The organism is Verrucomicrobium sp. BvORR034 (assembly GCF_000739635.1).
In the GTDB taxonomy this organism is placed as follows: domain Bacteria; phylum Verrucomicrobiota; class Verrucomicrobiia; order Verrucomicrobiales; family Verrucomicrobiaceae; genus Verrucomicrobium.
Genome location: NZ_BATQ01000046.1, coordinates 20,205 through 37,153, shown reverse-complemented (window position 1 = coordinate 37,153; position 16,949 = coordinate 20,205). Strand labels below are relative to the sequence as shown.

Sequence of the window (16,949 nt, the reverse complement as noted above, 5' to 3'; positions counted from 1 at the left end):
GCAGATCAAACAAAGATCAATCAATGAGCGTGACCGCAACCACCGCCGCCACACTCCACAGTATCCTCATCTTCGAAGTCCGGGTAGCGGGCTTCGCAGCTGAGCTGGATGCCACCCCGGGCACCAAAATCACCGCGCACGGTCATCTGCTTGGGCGAGGTCGCCTTCACCAGATCATCCAGAATGCGATTTACAATGGCCTCATTGAACGAGGGGAAATTTCGGTACGCAGCGAGGTAGAACTTCAGCGACTTGGTCTCCACACAAAGCTGGTCTGGCACATACACGATCTCCACATGCGCGCAGTCAGGCTGCCCGGTCACCGGACACAGGGAGGAGAACTCCGGGCAGTTGAGCGTGATCCGATAGTTGCGCCCCGGGGTGCGGTTGGGAAAGGTCTCCAGCTTGGCCTCATCCGGAGAAGCGGGCAGTCGGGATTCAGAGCGCCCCAGAAGGGAGAGGGAGTCAGCGGCAGCAGTCATAAAAACGCTTACCCCCAGAGGGGGCAAACTTCAAATGCCAAACTTCAATCTTCAAGGAGAGCCCGCGAAACCCGCTCCCACCTTGAAGTTTTGCGAGGCCTTAGAACCTTCCCGCGAGCAGTTCCCGCTGATACACCAGTTCCTTGGGCAGGTAGTCGTATAGATCCAAATACAGCTCCTCAGCATTGAGCAACTCCTGGCGCAGCTCCTTGTGCTCCACTTTCATGAGCTGTTCGAAGCGTTCCGGCGTCATCCCCTCCAGCCCGCTCATGTTGATCTCGTCGTAGTTTGGCATCCAGCCGAGCTGCGTTTCGTGGCCCCTGCCGCGCCCACGCCCGCGGTTTACGATCCACTCCAGCACGCGCATGTTCTCGCCGAAGCCAGGCCACATAAAGTTGCCTTCGGCGTCCTTGCGGAACCAGTTCACATGGAAAATGCGCGGCAGGTCCTTGATGCGTCGCCGCATGTGCAGCCAGTGCTTGAAGTAGTCGCCCATGTTGTAGCCGCAAAACGGCAACATGGCCATGGGGTCGCGGCGCACCTTGCCCACCGTGCCGGCGGCAGCGGCAGTCATCTCACTGCCCATGTTGGCCCCGATGAAGACGCCGTGGACCCAGTTGAAGGACTGGAACACCAGCGGCATGGTCGTGGCGCGACGCCCGCCAAAGATGATGGCGTCAATGGGCACCCCCTCCGGCTTCTCCCAGTCAGGGTCAATCGTCGGGCACTGGGAAGCAGGGGCGGTGAAGCGGGAGTTCGGATGCGCCGCTTTACGATCACAGCCGGGGCTCCATTCCTGGCCTGTCCAGTCGATCAGATGGTCCGGCGGCTCGCTCAAGCCTTCCCACCAGACATCGTTGTCGTCCGTGAGAGCCACATTGGTGAAGATGGCGTTAGCCCGCATCGAGGCCATGGCGTTGGGATTGCTGTCCCACGAGGTTCCCGGAGCCACCCCGAAGTAGCCCGCTTCAGGATTGACCGCATGCAGCTTGCCTCCGGGCCCTGGGCGAAGCCAGGCGATGTCATCCCCCACCGTGGTAACCTTCCAGCCTTCATAGCTTGGCGGAGGCACCAGCATCGCGAAGTTCGTCTTGCCACAGGCACTGGGAAAGGCAGCCGCCACATAGCTCTTCTTGCCATCAGGGGACTCAACACCGCTGATGAGCATGTGCTCAGCCATCCAGCCTTCATCACGCCCCATCACGCTGGCGATGCGCAACGCGAGGCACTTCTTCCCGAGCAAAGCATTGCCGCCGTATCCGCTGCCGTAGGACCAGATGGATCGCTCACCAGGGAAGTGCACGATGTACTTCTCACTGCTGCACGGCCACGTGACGTCTTTGGCCCCGGGCTCAAGGGGGGCTCCCACGCTGTGAAGGCAGGGCACATAGTCACCATCTTCATCGAGCTGCTCAATGACCGCACTGCCCATGCGAGTCATCAGCCTCATGTTCACCACCGCATAGGCGGAGTCGGTGAGCTGCACGCCGATGACGCTGAACTTGGAACCCAGCGGCCCCATGCAGAAAGGCACCACATACATGGTGCGTCCCTTCATCGAACCACGGAAAACCCGCTTCAGCGTGGCCTTCATCTCATTGGGCTCCACCCAGTTGTTGGTGGGACCCGCATCCTGCTTGCGCTTCGAGCAGATGAAAGTGCGGTCCTCCACACGGGCCACATCGTTCGGGTCACTCCAGGCGAGAAAGCTGTTCGGACGCTTCTCGGGATTCAATCGGCGAAAGGTGCCTGCCTGGACCAGTTTTTCACAAAGCAAGTCCCACTCTTCCTGTGATCCATCACACCACTGGATGTGATCCGGCTGGCAAAGGGCGGCACACTCATCCACCCAGGTTTGAAGACGCTGATGACGGGTCATGTTGGCAGTATCGTTCGGAAAACCCCACCTTCTCGGCAATGCTTGCAAAAGTGCAAGCAGCCATTGTGAGCCCCTTTCCGCCCAACGTTGCCGGGCTTTTCCAAAGCCACTCTAACTCAACGATATGTGCCCACTCCGGGACGGCTGCCGGTTTGCTGAAAAAACAGCGGTGGCAGCGATTCATCGCCATCCGTTGGCTGGCAGTTTGCCAGATGCGGATGAGATCCCAACATGTGTTCCATGAGAGGGTCCAGCTCAGAGCTGATGGCAGCTGGCAGTCTCATCGTATCCACCGAGCCCAATCCAAAAACTTGCTCCTGAAACCCATCAAAAATAAATGACGCAAAGGGCATCTGGGGGATCAGCGCAAACACCAATGAAGGCGTCATGGACCGGATCAATGCCAGAGCAGCCAGCGGCAACAACCGGATCGCAGGGTGACCGTGATAAGCTGACGCCACAGCCAGGCCGCTCACCTCCACGACCCATCGTCCCTCGCTACGCCCTTCTGCCACCGCAGCATTGATGGTGCTGGTGTAGAGGACTCCTTGAGCGGGCGGCATGCGCCTCACCGACTCAAATAACTTGAGCCCTGAGGCCGTGGTTCCCGGCCGATAAAACCGAAAGCGCAGGCTGGCCGCCAGAGGTCCGTTCGACTCGTTGAGCACGAGGTGGAAGTTCTGCGTATCACAGGCCAGGGTGTAACGCCGCCCCACGCGCATTGCGTCCAGCGGCAGGGTCCCCTGCTCCTCATAGACACTCCCACGAAAACGTTGGATCCTCGCCAGGGCTTCATCATGCACCCAGAGACTGGTGGTGGCCAACTGGCTCTGAATACTGGGTGGCAATACCGTGAGCACCAATCCCGCAGCCTCAAGAATCCTGGTGGCAGAGAATCGCTGCGCCAGATCACCTGCCAAAGGCATTGCTGCCTCTGCACTGGAACTGGCCAGGGATTCGTTGCGGATGCTCATGAAAGAGGGAGGATTTTTGAGGCGGTTCTGGGGGGGAGAAAAGCAGACTCGGGGCCAGTATCGGATTTCCATGCACGAGCGCGGCGCGCAGACTTATGTAAAGAATTCGTAGTCCGTGACGCCTTGATGAAAAATCCCGATGATCATGCTGACACACTGGTGAAAGGCTGAAACGACGCTCACCGAGCATAGCGCAGGGCGTGCCGAAGGGTATCCGTAGGATTACGTATTTTCCGTTCTAAGTGGCTCGATCTCAATCCGATCAGTCATTTGCCAATCCCGTATCCTGCTAGGAGGAGATGCCTTGCCCCCTCGGGAATATTCCATATCGCCTCTAAGGAAGCCGCTTTGAATTCTCTTTCTCAGGCAAACTTGCAAGCCCAGCTAAAAACACGCAGTGTTCCCGCCCTGTGTCCGCCGCTTCCCGCAAAACTCAGTTCACGGTTGTCTTCCTCACCATCCTGCTCAGCACCATCGGATTTGGCGTCTGCATTCCGGTGTTGCCGCTGTATGCCAAGACCTTTGGCGCGAGCGAGTTTCTCAATGGACTGCTGATAGGGGTTTTCCCCCTCATGGTGTTCCTGGCCTCTCCGCTATGGGGCAAGCTTTCCGACCGCGTGGGCCGTCGGCCAGTGCTCATCTTTAGTGTGCTGGGGTCGGCAGCGGGATACTTCCTCATGGGATTCGCCCATACCCTGCCCCTTCTCTTCCTTGCCCGGATCGTGGACGGCGCATCGGGCGGGAATGTGGCTGCTGCCCAGGCGTACATTGCCGACATCACCAGCCCCAAGGAACGCTCCCGTGCCATGGGGATGATTGGCGCGGCATTCGGGATCGGCTTCATCATCGGCCCTGCACTGGGTGGCATCGCCGCCCAGATCTCGCCGAACGCCCCCTTCTTCCTGGTGGGCATTCTTTGCCTGATCAATGCCGTGTTGATCTGGACATCCTTGCCTGAAAGCCTGACTCAGGAACGGCGTCACCAGCATGGCGCACCCCAGCCTCTCACGGCACTGCCCAAGCACGCCGATGGCCCCATGTATTTCACGGTGGCGGCGTCTTACCTCGTCTGCCTCGCCGCCTTCTCCATCATGACCGCGGTGTTCTCGCTCTTCGCCCAGGAGCGCTTTGGCATGGACGAGCAGCATGTGGGCTACGTCATGGCCGCCATCGGGTTCGTGGGGGTGATCATGCAAGGCGGGGTCATGCGCAAGCTGCTGCCCGCTTACGGAGAGATCCGGCTCGCACTCAGCGGCATGGCCATCCTCTTGGTCAGCTTCATCTTGCTACCTCTGGATACTGGCCTGTACGGCCTCTATGCGGTGAGCTGTCTGATTGCCGTCGGGAACAGCCTGGTGCAACCCACCCTCAATGGTCTCGCCTCCCGTTGTGTGACAAACGCCTGGCAAGGCCGGGCGATGGGGCTCCTCCAATCCTCCGCCAGTCTCGGCCGCACGGTAGGTCCCGTGCTGGGCGGCTGGTTGCTCGGATTCGACCGCGGAGGCGCCCACTATGGCCGTACCCCGTTCTGGGTGGCCGCCGCTCTCATGGCAGTAACCCTGGCCATCGCCTCCCGCTTGCGTGACCCGCAATGCCCGCCAGAACGAAACTGAGAGCACTCATAAGGCCTGAAGGGCCGACCTCATCAAGCCAGGCCCAACGAACATCAACCCGGTACTTTCTTGAGCGACTCCTTCAACTCCCGCGTCAGCCAATCTGCGGCCGCTCTCGCGTGAGGACGAATCCGTAGCAACCGGGGATGAAAAACCAGCGCCAGCTTCCGGGCCACAGCAGTAAGGAACGGCGGCTTTAGGACCAGCACCTTCTGGCCGCCAAAATCTGGCCGGGCCGCCACGGGCAGGATGCCCGCAAAAGCTCCCGTCGCCACGGCACGAGCCGCTTGTGGGAAGCTCTCCGCCTCCAACAGCACTTCAAAGTTGTACCCATGCCGGACTGCGGCGTCTTTCACGCGCGGCAGGAAACTGGCATCGGTGGCCAGGGTCGCCCAAGGGAGATTGCCCAACATCCAGGCTACATCTTCGCGACGGGCCTTGGGCACCAGGGTTTCAGGAACAAACAAGGCGTAAGGAAGCTGGCCGATCACGACCTGCTTCAACGGCTCCACGGCCGTGCCCGCGCGCACAATGCCAAAGTCCAGCCGGGCATGAAGCAACTGCTCCACAATATGATCGGAACGCAGATTCTTCAGCCCGAGACGGCTCTGCGGCATGTTCTCCACCCAGCCCCCAAGGGAGGGAAGCACCAGCCATTGAAGGATGCTGTCTCCCGCGCCAAGTGTGTAGAGCACGGGCTGGCTCTGGCACTCACATTTGAAGTCATGCAGCCCCAAGAGCTGCTCTCTCACCACCGCTGCAAGACGGCGGCCATGCTCATTTAGGGCCAGATGCTTGCCCCGGCGCTCCGTGAGCGCCACCCCAAAGAACTGCTCCAGCTCTGAGATCTGGCGGCTGAACTGGCTCTGCCGCACCGCATCGTCCTTGGCCGCGCGGGCGATCCCGCCCGCTTCCGCCACTTCGAGGAAAGTACGCAGCCGGTCCAATGACAGGCCACGCTCTGAAAACAGCTCATCAAACATCTTCGCAGTGGCCCTGGTTCGAGGACATATCAGGTCACTTGACGGCCGCGTACACCCGGTGGACATCCGCATGTCCGTCCAGGGCCTGAAGGAACTTCGTCACCTCTTCGCGCTGGGCCTCCGTGAGTTCCGGATAGTCCTTGGGCTGGTAGTGCAGTTCTGATGTGGTCACCAGCCAGCCCTGTGCTTTGAGAGCCTTGGTCACAGAATCCAGACTGGCCATGGGGCAGAAGAAACGGGCCCCTACGTGACTGGCGATCTCCTCGTCATCCAGCTCCATGGGCTCCACATTGTCCGCCTCCGCCTCCAGTGCTGCGATCTCGATGTCCGTGGAGGCATCAGGATGGTGGGCCTCCACCAGTCCGCAATGGTCGAACATCCATGCCACCGAGCCTGGCGTGCCCAGCGTTCCGGCCTTGAAGATCATCTTGATCTCCGTGGAGGTGCGATTGTTGTTGTCCGTCAGGCAGTCCACCACGACCGGCACGCGGTGCGGGGTAAAGCCCTCATAGATGACCGTCTGGTATTGCACGGCATCCGCCCCCGTGCCGGAGCCTTTGGCAATGGCCCGCTCAATGGTGTCACGGGTCACACTCTGCTTCTTCGCCACCGCGATCGCAGCCGCGAGTCGGGCATTGAACTCCGGGCTCGGTCCGCCCAGTTTCGTCGCCACCTGAATTTCCCGCGTCAGCTTGCCGACGATCTTGCCTTTTTGGTCAGCGGCCAGTTCCCGCCATTTCTGTTTCCATTGTGCACCCATTCTCCGATGGTGGGCGGAATTGCCGCGCTTGCAAGACGATTGTCAGGAGCGCCCGCCTGTGGCACGAAGACCGGGGATCACTGTTTTTTCAATCCATGCTTTCACGAGTGCCTTCTCGCTTTCGGGAAACTCATGCGCAATCCCCTCCATCTCGTGCTCAGTGATTTCCAGCCGGGCATCCTTGGCCGCCTGCATCATGGCCCTCATGTATTCCTTGGATCCATTGCCCGTGTTGCCCCAGGCAAAGTAGCCATACTTGTCCCGCAGCTTCTTCTTGGCGGAGTTGGTCTGCGCCCCGCCCTCAATGACGACAAAGGCATTGAAGAACTCCGTGTACTCCTTCCGCCCGAACGCCACCGCGCTGCCGATGGTGTGAGCCCCATTGCTGAAGCCTGCCACCACTTTGACTTGGGGATCAAGATTGGGCAGAAGTTTGATCAACTCTGCCAGCATGGTCTGCTGGTAGTCGAGAATCAGCTCCATCTTCCCCTCACCCATCGCCTTGTTGGGTGAAGGCGCGGTGTTGGGATAGGGCAGGCCCGCGATGACGTATTGCGATTTGTCCACCAGAGGAAAGCCGCCTCCCGGTTGATTGCTCCCCTTGCCACCGCCGATCCAGACCAGGAGCGGCACGGGTTTGGCAGGATCAAACGACTCGGGGATGCGAACGTTGCAGGCGGCGGCCTCCCCATTGTGATCCTTGGGCAGATCAGGAAAAGTCAGCGTGACGGTCGCGCCCGGCTTGAGGCGGGCATCCGTCGCCGGCGTCACCTTGGCCGCCACACCTCCAGCCGACGCTCCTGGAGTCTGCCAGGATTGCACAAATTGCTGGTCTTCCGGTGAGAGCAGATTCACGGCTAGCGTGAACTCGCGTCCATCAGCACGGCGAATCTTCACCTGTTCCCCTTGCTTGGCCACAATCTCGGCCTCGATCACCCGCCCTGACTTGTCTTTAAAGGCTCTCGCATGACCACACGGCGTCAGCAGCCCCAGAAAGATTCCAACAAGGCCACCACGAAAAACGACGGAGTTCATGGCTGCTTCCTACCAGAAACTCACCCAATGGGAAGGAAAAACCTTTCCCTGCCCTCCGGCATCAAACCACAGAACGAGAACCTAAAGCCGCGCCTCGTGAACTAATCCACCACTTACCTCTTACCGCTCACCACTTACCGGCCTACCGAACTTCCGACTCCACCACCGCCCACGCATTGTGGTTGTGGATGGACTCGTAGTTTTCCGCTTCGACTCGGAACCAGGTGATGCGGGAATCTTCCTTGGCCTTCAGGGCCACGTTGCGGACGAGGTCTTCCACAAACACCGGATTGTCGTAAGCCCGTTCCGTGACGAGCTTCTCATCCGGACGCTTGAGCACGCTGTAGAGTTCGCAACTCGCGCTGGCTTCCACCAGTTCGATGAGGTCCTCAATCCAGACCGGCTCGGTAAACCGGACTGAAAACGTCACCATCCCACGCTGATTGTGCGCACCCCGGGCGCTGATCGCCTTGGAACAAGGGCACAGGGTGGCCACAGGGACCTCCACCGTCACCACAAAATCCACGTTCTGCCCTTGGGCGTTCACCTGAAAATTCACCCCGTAATCGAGCAATCCTTCTGCCCCGGTGACTGGTGCCTTCTTCGTGCGGAAATACGGAAACTTAAACTCCACATGCGCCTTCTCGGCATGAAGTCGTGCGAGAAGCTCCCTGGGCATCCCGGCAATGTCTGCAACGGTCAGCACGTTCCCGTGCGCATGCAGAACCTCCACAAACCGGCTCATGTGGGTGCCTTTGAAGTGGTGCGGCAGGTCCACCGCCAGGGAGACGACGGCCACTGTGCTCTGCTCCGCGTGATCACGGTCTCGAATCTTCAGGGGGAATCTGAGGTTCTTGACGCCGACACGATCAATAGGGATTCCCCGAACGTCGCGTTGGTTTTGGGTGTCGTGCAGCATGGTCAGAGGCAAGCGAAAGGAAACGACACCACGCGCTTCGTGGCATCAGAACAAAAAACGCTCCAGCCGCCAAGCCGGAACGTTTTTCTTGAAAAAGAAACCGTGACGGGGAAATCCCCGATCAGGGCATGAGATTCAGGGAGCGGGCGCGCTTGATTTCGCGGGTGATGGTGCGGTGCACATAGGCAGACACACCCGTCACGCGACGAGGAAGAATTTTGCCGGTCTCAGTGGCGAACTTGGCAAGGATCTCAGGATGCTTGTAGTTCAACTTGTCCATCGGGATGTCCATCCGGCGGCGCGGGAGCTTGCGGTTGGCGCGGCGGAAGGCGGAGAGACGTTCGCGGGTCTTGGGTTGCATAGCAGTGATCTGGGCAGAGCGGCGTTCAGCTTAGCGAATTTCGCGGTGAAGCGTCCTGCGCTTGAGGAAGTGGTTAAACTTGACCTTTTCCAAACGGCCAGGCGTGCGCACGCTCTTTTTGTTGCGCGTGGTCACGTAGCGTGAGGTCGGCATTCCTGCCGCCTTGGCTTCGGTGCATTCGAGGATGATGATGTCGCGGGGCATAAACGGGGCGCTAAATTGTCCTACTCCTTCATGAAGTCAAGCGAGGATTCGTTCTGATTGTTGTTTGCGGGACGATCTTCGTCCTCGCCGTCCTCACCTTCTTCCCCGTCTTCTTCAAGTCCGAAGACCGAGCGGACAGGGGCGCGACGGAGGCGGCCACCCATCTGGTCGCGCTCAATCTGCTCCTGCATCTCCCGGGTGTAGCGGGCGTACGGCAGGGCCTCGAGGCGCTCGTCGTTGATCTTCTCGCCGGAAAGTTCGCAGACGCCGTAGACACCCTGGCCCACGCGGTCGAGCGCTTCGTTGATTTCGTAAAGTGCGTCCTGTTCCTTGCTGAGCATGCTCAGCGCGAAATCGCGGTCATAGGCATCACTGCCCGCATCGGCCATGTGCATGCCACCCACGGAAGCCTCGCTGCCCTCAGGGCGGTTCCGGAGGCTGTCCTTGGCCACGAGGTCCATGGAGTCCAGCAGAGCACTGCGCAACTCGATGAGGCGCTGCTGCTGTTTTTTGATGAAAGGAGGAAGCTTGGTCGGGTTGTAGGCCTGCTTGATCACCACTTCGGGAGCGGAATCCAAGATGGGCTTTTTGATCTTCGGAGGGGGCACGGGCTTGCTGGGGGGAGCAGGAGCCGTCAAGGGAGCATTGGCCTTCGTCGCGGGCTTGGGCTTGGCTGCCTTGGGGGCAGGGGCGGCCTCTTCCTTCGGAGCGGGAGCCTCAGCCTTGGCCTTTGTCGCCTTGGGAGCCGGAGCGGGCGCGTCTTCGGCGGCGCCTTCTGCTTTCACTGCGGCTTTTTTCTCAGGGGCCTTGGCATCCTTGGCTTTAGAGGCTGTGGCGGTGGCTTTTTCGGTTGTAGGGGTCGCTGATTTTTTCACGCTGGAAGGAACTGGGGTGCCCGCTGCTGAAGTGGTCTGTTTGGCCTTGGGGTCAGCGGGTTTCTTGGATGGTTGAGGGGCAGGAGTGCCCTTGGATGCAACCGGTGCACTCTTCTTTTTCTCAGGCGGCGCTTTGACACCGGTTTCCTGCTTTTTGTTCGTTGCGGCCTTGGGGGCAGGGGCTGACTTGGCCCCATTCTTGGCGTCCGCCGCGGTATTTTTCGAAGGTTTCGTGGCCATGGCAGTGAGGAATGAAGTGCGCAAGCCGGGAGCCTGCACTCTCTCCAAACGACCTTTGTATCCAAACACGGGCCGCTGAAAAAAGTGGCGCGGATTGTAACGGGTCTTGATGCCGGTGCAAGCTATTTAAATTATACGTCCTCAGCACCATGGGAGGTTTTGTTTTTTCGCAATACCGCCGCCCAACATTTACCAGGAAGATTCCGGGAGAGCCCCAAACCGCCGGGCACGGCAAGAATGAGACTTGCCAAGCAGGGAGGAAACCGCTGTTCTGTTGCGCCCGAGTCCGCGTCTTTCATGTTGCCCAGCTTGATCCGATCCTCCCCCTTTCGTCCAGCATTGCTTCCTTCGCTCTTGCTGGCTGGCCTGACTCGGTGGTGCCTAGCCCAGTCCCCTGTTTCCTTGCCAGAGGTCACCGTCAGCGCCTCCCCTGCCCCGGAAGCAAGCACTTCCGCTGCCTCAACAGCGGTGCTGCAAGGGAGCGATCTGAAAATGTTTCACGTGGAGGATCTGGGAGAAGCGGTCCGTCGGGCGGCAAATTTTTCCGCCACAGACTCGGGCTCCGGAGCCTACGGAGATGTCTTGAGCGTCCGCGGTCTGGGCAATACGGTTTTCTTCGGGCCTCCCGCTGTGGCAGTGTACGTGGATGATGCGCCTGCTACAGGCCCCATCTCCCAGGCCCTCCGAGCGTCCGCCATCTCGTCTGTGGAGCTTGTCCGCGGCCCCCAACCGCTCTCGGGCGGATCGAACGCGTACGGCGGACTGATCAACGTCCGCACCCGCCGTCCGGGAGACCAGATCGAGGGTGAAATTCAGAGCACCGTCGGTTCCTACAACTTCACCAACACCTCGGCCTGGTTGACAGGGCCCTTGATCAAAGACGTGCTGTCATTCCGGTTGGGAGGTGGCTATGAGAGCCGGGACGGTTATCTCAAAAACCCAGACTCTGGAGCCCGCCTCGATTCCATCGAACACTCAGACGTGGATGGCGCCCTGTATCTCACGCCAGCGGAAGGTTGGGAAATCAGCCTGTCTGGCACCTGGAGTCGCGACGATGATGGAGCTCCGCGCCTTACCTCGCACGAGCGGGCCGGGTTCTACGATGCCTCCCCTGATCACGAAGGCCGCCAGCACCGTGAGACAGAGCAGCAAGCGCTCCGGATTGCCTATGGAAACGAGGACTGGAAGTTCCTCAGCGTGACCTCCCGCAGACGCTGGCTGATGTCCCCCTTCAGCCTGGATGCGGACTACACAGCGGAGCCCCTGGGGGTATTCGACGTGGATCTGGAGCAGGAAACGTGGAGCCAGGAATTTCGCTGGAGCAGCGCAGATGCAGAGCGCCCTTTCCAATGGACCGCCGGCCTTTTCGGCTCAACCACCGAGACGGATGGCGCAAACGTCCGCACGTTTTTCACCAAGCGACAGGACATCACCGTCACCCCGCTGGCCTTGAGTATCACCCTCCCCAGATTGGGCAGAATCCCGCTGCCGGTGGTGGAAATCGTCGCGGTGTCCGATTCCGAAATCTCGTCCACCCGGGTCACACGCTACCACCTGGAAGAGGAAACGGCGGGCTTCTTTGCAGGCGGAAGCTGGTCTGGCTGGGAGCCCTTCACCTTCCACGCCGGTGCCCGTGTGGACTGGGTACGGAAGGCCATGGAGCGCGACAGCGTTGTGACCACAGACGTCTCCACGCTGACGCGAGTCCAACCGGTGGCTCCTCTGGTCGTCCCCCTGCCCCGTCGCGCCCCCTTGATCATCCCGGTGCCGACACCGGAGCCTTTCACCACCGAAACGACGTTCCGCAATGCCTCCCCCCGGACGAAGGTGCAGGAGGAGTGGACACACCTCACCCCCACCGCTGGAGTGGAATGGAAACTCTCTCCAGACGCCCAGGTGTATGCCAAGGGCACACACGACTTCAAACCGGGAGGCTACAGCGCCTATGCCGATGATGAGCGGCTTCTGGCCTTTGACCCGGAGAAATGCTGGAACACCGAAGCAGGGCTCCGCACCCAATGGCTTGATGGAGACCTGATGGTCAATGTGGCAGGCTTTTACAATGAAATCCGCGACTACCAAACCGAGCGCGGGCTGTCCCTGGCAGACTACGTGGTGCTCAATGCCGACCGCGCTGTCACCTACGGTGCCGAGATTGAGACCCTCTGGAGCGCACATCGCCGCTTGACCCTCTCCGGCTCTTTCGGCTGGACGCATGCCGAGTTCAAGCGCTTCACGGATCCCGTCACCGGGACCTCCCTGGATGGCAACACCCTCCCCTATGCTCCGGAGTGGAATGGCCTTCTGGCCGCCGACTTCCATCTGGAATGCGGATTCTTCACCCGGGTGGAGTATCTCATCACGGGACCGACCACTTATGATGACCGGAACCGGCCAGAGTTTGAGCAAGGCACCTTTGGCCTCCTGAACACCGCGATTGGCTGGCGCAAAGGACCGCTCACCGTGACGGCCTATGCCACCAATCTCACGGGCGAAGAGTACTACACCAACATCAACACCACCCTCCGCGCACGGTCCGTCGGAGCCCCGCGGGAGTACGGTTTGCGCATGACGGTGAGCTTCTAAAAGCCCCCCTCAGGCAGGGCATGATAAGCAGTCTCAATTTCGGCACTCAAAAACTCTGCCCTTGCCCCCACTTGCACACTTAGTTCTTTGTTGAAATCCGGTCATTCTCCTGCTTAACACTACAAGTGTGAAGATATTCGAATGCATCCACGCACTAAAAGCCCTGGGCGAGGAAACGCGCATTCGCATCGTGCAGATGCTGCTGGAGAAAGAACGCAGCGTGAACGAGATCGCTGAGACTCTGACGATCACGCAATACAACGTCTCCAAGCACCTCCGGGTGCTGCGCGAAGCCGGACTGCTCGAAATCAAGAAAGAAGGTCAGCAACGCTTCTACTCTCTGGCGGAAGACTTCCAGTCCCACCTCTCCAAGAACGACAACGTCCTGGATCTGGGCTGTTGCACTTTCCGCTTCGACAAAGCAGCAAAATAAACCGCCAGACGCCGGATTGACGGAAGTTACGCTATTTTCGCTTGCCAGAAATTGCGTATATATGCTCAATTGCGCACCCATGAAACCTTTTTCCTTTCTGACTGCACTGGCCATTGCGGGATCCCTCGTCTCCACGGCGGCGGCAGACACCCTCAAGATCAATGGCTCCACCACCGTGAATCTTGTGGTCGCGGAAGCCGCTGAGATTCTGCGGGCGGAGAACAAGCTGGACATTCAGGTGGACACCCAGGGCGGCAGCGCCGGCGGCATCTCCATGCTGGCGGACGGCCTCGTGCAACTGGGCATGATCTCCAAGCACGTCAGCGACGACGACAAGGCCAAGTATCCCAAGGTCAACTTCGTGGAAAATACGATTGGCGTGGACTCCGTGGCCATCATCGTTTCCAAAGACGTCTGGGACAACGGCGTGCGCGCCCTGTCCAAGCAACAGCTCAAGGACATCTACGAAGGCAAGATCACGAACTGGAACCAGGTGGGCGGTGCCAAGTCCCAGCGCATCGCCTTCTTCAACAAGGAGCCCGGCCGCGGCACTTGGGAAGTGTTTGTCCACTGGGTCTATGGCAGCCCCAAGGCCGCCCCTCAGGTCAGCTTCCCGGAAGTGGGTGGCAATGAGGAAACCCGCAACAAGGTGGCTGGCACCCGTGGTGCCATGTCCCAGCTCTCCGCCTCCTGGGCTGACGGCCAGAAGGTCTTCGCTCTGGCCATGGTGCTGGACGACGGTCGCAAGGTGGAGTCCACCAACGAGAACATCGCCAACAAGACCTACCCGCTCAGCCGCCCCCTGACAGTGCTTTCCAATGGTCCGGCCACTGGCACTGCCAAGACCATGCTCGACTTCCTCTTGAGCGAGCGCGGCCAGACCTTGCTTCCCAAGCACGGCTACATGAATCTCAAGGCAGTGGGCGGGCAGAAATATTGAACCACCCGGCTGTACGCTTCCAGGCATCAGCCCCATCGCTCTGTCAATTTCCCATGTCCGCCGTGAGACCCACGGCGGACTTTGCGTAGAGGTCTGCCGCCCCTTCCACCATCATCAGAACAAGGCGCAGACACGGATAGAAGCACTCATGACAAAAACGCTAAGCTGGATTTTCAGCCTCCTGGCCGTGGCCACGATGGGGCTGCTGCTGGCCATCTTCATCTGGCAGAGTGTGCCGGTCTGGAAGCACGAAGGATGGGGTTACCTCCTTGAGAAAAAGTGGTACTTCCGGCAGCATGAGTTCGGGGTGCTGCCCATGGTGTACGGCACGCTGGTCGTCTCATTCATCGCCTTGGTTTTGGCCGTTCCCGTCGGCTGGGGTGCCGCGATCTTCACTTCAGAATATCTGCCCCGCCGCCTTCGCATGGCAGTGAAGGTCCTGATCGAACTCCTCGCCGGCGTTCCCGGGGTGATCTATGGCCTGCTGGGCATCCTGCTGTTGCGCGACTGGGTGTACGACGGCTTTGAAAAATTCGAGCCCCTGAGCGGCGACACCCTACTGACCGCTGGCATCCTCCTCGCCGTGATGATCCTCCCCACGGTAGTGACCCTCAGTGACGACGCCCTGAGGAGCATTCCTTCCGCCCAGAGACTGGCGGCCCGCGGCTTGGGTCTGACGCGAGCCGAATCGATCCTTTTCATCGTCGTACCTCAAGCGCGACGTGGCCTCGGGGCCTCCGTACTCCTGGCGCTGGGACGGGCGATGGGAGAAACCACCGCCGTCTTCCTTGTGGTAGGCCGGCAGGACAACAACCTGCCCGACAACTGGTTCTCCCTCCGCGCCTGGCTGGACTCCGGCCAGACCATCACCAGCAAGCTGGTCAGCTCCGAGACGAACATTGCCTACGGTGACGCCATCCACTGGGGAGCGATCGTGGGGCTGGGCCTCATCCTCCTGGTCATGACCGGGGCCGCCACTCTGCTTGGCACCGCCTTCACCCGCAAACCTCATGCGTAAGTTCCTCGATGCTGCGACGGCACTGGTCGCCTTTGCCTGCGCGCTGCTGGCCCTGGCCCTGCTGGGTGGACTGGTTTACGTGATCGTTCAGAAAGGTGGCCCGGCCATCTCCTGGGGCTTCTTCACCGAGCAAATTCGCCTCGTTGGCGCTGCGGGCGGCATTTTCTGGAACCTTATCGGCACCCTCATTCTGCTGTTGACCGCCTTCCTGGCCAGCGCCCCCATCGCCATTGCACTGGCGTTGATGGAACGCGTCTGGCTCAAGGGCGAAACGAGCCGTCGCATCCTGACGACCGGGCTCTATGCGATCAACGGTGTGCCCAGCATCGTCTTCGGCATCTTCGGCTTCATTGTGCTGGTGCAGTGGTGTGGCTGGGGCAAATCCTGGCTGGCGGGCGGACTCATCCTGGCCATGGTCATTCTTCCCACCGTCACCGTGGCGCTGATGGAACGTCTCAAGGCCATTCCAGCGAAGTACGTGGAGGCAGCCGCTGGCCTGGGGCTCTCCCGCGCTCAAATCATCTGGGCGGTGCTCCTCCCTCAATCCTGGGGCGGATTGATCACTGGCAGCCTGTTGGGACTGGCCCGCGCTGCTGGCGAAGTGGCTCCCATCATGTTCACCGCCACGATTTTCGCCGGGGCCACGATGCCCCATGCGATCAAAGAAAGTCCGGTGCTGTCCCTGCCCTACCACATCTTCATTCTCGCCCAGGACTCGTTTGACCCCGGCGTGGGCTCCAAGCTTTGGGGCTCCGCCCTCGTTCTGCTCGGCCTTGTATTCTCCCTCAGCCTCGCCGCCCTGCCCACCCGCCTGCGGATTCACGAAGAAGCCCATCATGGATAAGCGCCCCCACATCCTCCAAACAACCGAGCTCTGCGTTACCGCCACCAGCCGGGCCTTGGTTCGAGATGTTTCCCTCACCATCGCAGAACACCAGGTGTTCGGGCTCATTGGTCCCTCTGGCGCTGGCAAGAGCACCCTGCTCCGAGCGCTAAACCGCCTCACCGATCTGGTTCCCGGCTTGAAGGTCACTGGAGACGTCCAGTTGCATGGACAGTCCATCTTCAAATCCGGCATGGATGCGAATGCCCTCCGGGCCCGCGTGGGCATGCTGTTCCAGCAGCCGGTGGTGTTCCCCGCTTCCATCGTGGACAACGTCCTCTTCGGCGCGAGACGTCTGCAGAGCCTTAGTAAATCTGCCCAGACAGAGCTTGCCGAGTCAGCGCTCCAGGAAGCCGCTCTGTGGAGCGAGGTTAAAGATCGTCTCAAGACCCCGGCGGCAAAACTCTCCGTAGGCCAGCAGCAGCGCCTCTGCCTGGCGCGCACGCTCGCCACGAAACCGGAAGTCATCCTCATGGATGAACCCACCAGCGCCCTGGATCCCCGTAGCACCGAGGCCATTGAGGCTCTCATCAAAAGGCTCAAGTCCCGCCACACCATCGTGCTGGTGACCCACAATCTCCGCCAGGCTCGTAATGTCGCCGATCACCTCGCATTCATCGGGGTCCGCGATGGCGTGGGGCAGTTGTTGTGCTCCGGCAGCGTGGACTCCGTGCTGGGCCGCACCGATGTGGCCGAGGTAGACGAATACGTGTGCTGTCAGTAGTCGCTCTGCCTTGCAGATCCAGCTGTCTGCTCTGCGCCAG

The 16,949-nt window shown here is 60.2% G+C and carries 16 protein-coding genes and 1 pseudogene; 7 read left to right on the top strand and 10 right to left on the bottom strand.

What is annotated here, in order from left to right; all coding sequences use genetic code 11:
• Nucleotides 1–20 precede the first annotated feature (20 nt).
• From queF to BV034_RS08085, 3 genes are all read right to left on the bottom strand, one after another.
• Nucleotides 21–482 (bottom strand): preQ(1) synthase, encoded by a 462-nt coding sequence (gene queF / locus BV034_RS08095; RefSeq protein WP_038171938.1) that lies wholly within the window; start codon nt 480–482, stop codon nt 21–23.
• Nucleotides 483–582: 100 nt separating this feature from the next.
• Nucleotides 583–2,361, bottom strand: coding sequence for a phosphoenolpyruvate carboxykinase (GTP) (locus tag BV034_RS08090; RefSeq protein WP_050025875.1), 1,779 nt, complete (start codon nt 2,359–2,361; stop codon nt 583–585).
• Between the two features lie 116 nt (nt 2,362–2,477).
• Complete coding sequence (locus tag BV034_RS08085) at nt 2,478–3,335, bottom strand: hypothetical protein (RefSeq protein WP_265592767.1); 858 nt, start codon at nt 3,333–3,335, stop codon at nt 2,478–2,480.
• Between the two features lie 398 nt (nt 3,336–3,733).
• Between BV034_RS08085 and BV034_RS08080 the strand changes: the two are divergent.
• Nucleotides 3,734–4,948 (top strand): annotated as a pseudogene (locus BV034_RS08080) (MFS transporter); the annotation flags it as partial.
• Nucleotides 4,949–5,001: 53 nt separating this feature from the next.
• Here BV034_RS08080 and BV034_RS08075 read toward each other — a convergent pair.
• From BV034_RS08075 to BV034_RS08045, 7 genes are all read right to left on the bottom strand, one after another.
• Complete coding sequence (locus tag BV034_RS08075) at nt 5,002–5,931, bottom strand: LysR family transcriptional regulator (protein WP_050025869.1); 930 nt, start codon at nt 5,929–5,931, stop codon at nt 5,002–5,004.
• Between the two features lie 34 nt (nt 5,932–5,965).
• Nucleotides 5,966–6,691, bottom strand: a complete 726-nt coding sequence (locus BV034_RS08070; protein WP_050025867.1) for a YebC/PmpR family DNA-binding transcriptional regulator — start codon at nt 6,689–6,691, stop codon at nt 5,966–5,968.
• A 42-nt stretch (nt 6,692–6,733) separates the two neighbouring features.
• The gene (locus BV034_RS08065; protein WP_050025866.1) at nt 6,734–7,726 is read right to left on the bottom strand and encodes a hypothetical protein; all 993 of its coding nucleotides are present in this window, start codon (nt 7,724–7,726) and stop codon (nt 6,734–6,736) included.
• Between the two features lie 142 nt (nt 7,727–7,868).
• Entirely contained in the window at nt 7,869–8,645 is a 777-nt protein-coding gene (gene folE2 / locus BV034_RS08060) for a GTP cyclohydrolase FolE2 (protein WP_050025863.1), read from the bottom strand.
• Nucleotides 8,646–8,766: 121 nt separating this feature from the next.
• A complete protein-coding gene (rpsR, locus tag BV034_RS08055; protein WP_009964263.1) occupies nt 8,767–9,006 on the bottom strand; it encodes a 30S ribosomal protein S18 in 240 nt (79 codons plus the stop codon).
• Nucleotides 9,007–9,036: 30 nt separating this feature from the next.
• On the bottom strand, nt 9,037–9,210 hold the full coding sequence (gene rpmG / locus BV034_RS08050) for a 50S ribosomal protein L33 (RefSeq protein ID WP_009964264.1): 174 nt from the start codon (nt 9,208–9,210) through the stop codon (nt 9,037–9,039).
• 20 nt (nt 9,211–9,230) lie between these two features.
• Nucleotides 9,231–10,325 (bottom strand): TraR/DksA C4-type zinc finger protein, encoded by a 1,095-nt coding sequence (locus tag BV034_RS08045; protein WP_265592766.1) that lies wholly within the window; start codon nt 10,323–10,325, stop codon nt 9,231–9,233.
• A gap of 309 nt (nt 10,326–10,634) precedes the next feature.
• Here BV034_RS08045 and BV034_RS08040 point away from each other — a divergent pair, with 309 nt between their 5' ends.
• From BV034_RS08040 to BV034_RS08015, 6 genes are all read left to right on the top strand, one after another.
• Nucleotides 10,635–12,911 (top strand): TonB-dependent receptor, encoded by a 2,277-nt coding sequence (locus BV034_RS08040; protein WP_265592765.1) that lies wholly within the window; start codon nt 10,635–10,637, stop codon nt 12,909–12,911.
• 127 nt (nt 12,912–13,038) lie between these two features.
• A complete protein-coding gene (locus tag BV034_RS08035) occupies nt 13,039–13,344 on the top strand; it encodes a metalloregulator ArsR/SmtB family transcription factor (RefSeq protein ID WP_050025856.1) in 306 nt (101 codons plus the stop codon).
• Nucleotides 13,345–13,423: 79 nt separating this feature from the next.
• Nucleotides 13,424–14,284 (top strand): phosphate ABC transporter substrate-binding protein, encoded by an 861-nt coding sequence (locus BV034_RS08030; protein WP_265592764.1) that lies wholly within the window; start codon nt 13,424–13,426, stop codon nt 14,282–14,284.
• A gap of 148 nt (nt 14,285–14,432) precedes the next feature.
• The gene (gene pstC, locus BV034_RS08025; RefSeq protein WP_050025852.1) at nt 14,433–15,302 is read left to right on the top strand and encodes a phosphate ABC transporter permease subunit PstC; all 870 of its coding nucleotides are present in this window, start codon (nt 14,433–14,435) and stop codon (nt 15,300–15,302) included.
• Nucleotides 15,295–16,146 (top strand): ABC transporter permease subunit, encoded by an 852-nt coding sequence (locus tag BV034_RS08020; protein ID WP_050025850.1) that lies wholly within the window; start codon nt 15,295–15,297, stop codon nt 16,144–16,146. Before pstC ends, BV034_RS08020 begins: the two co-directional genes overlap by 8 nt.
• A complete protein-coding gene (locus BV034_RS08015; protein ID WP_050025847.1) occupies nt 16,139–16,909 on the top strand; it encodes an ATP-binding cassette domain-containing protein in 771 nt (256 codons plus the stop codon). Before BV034_RS08020 ends, BV034_RS08015 begins: the two co-directional genes overlap by 8 nt.
• Nucleotides 16,910–16,949: the final 40 nt, after the last annotated feature.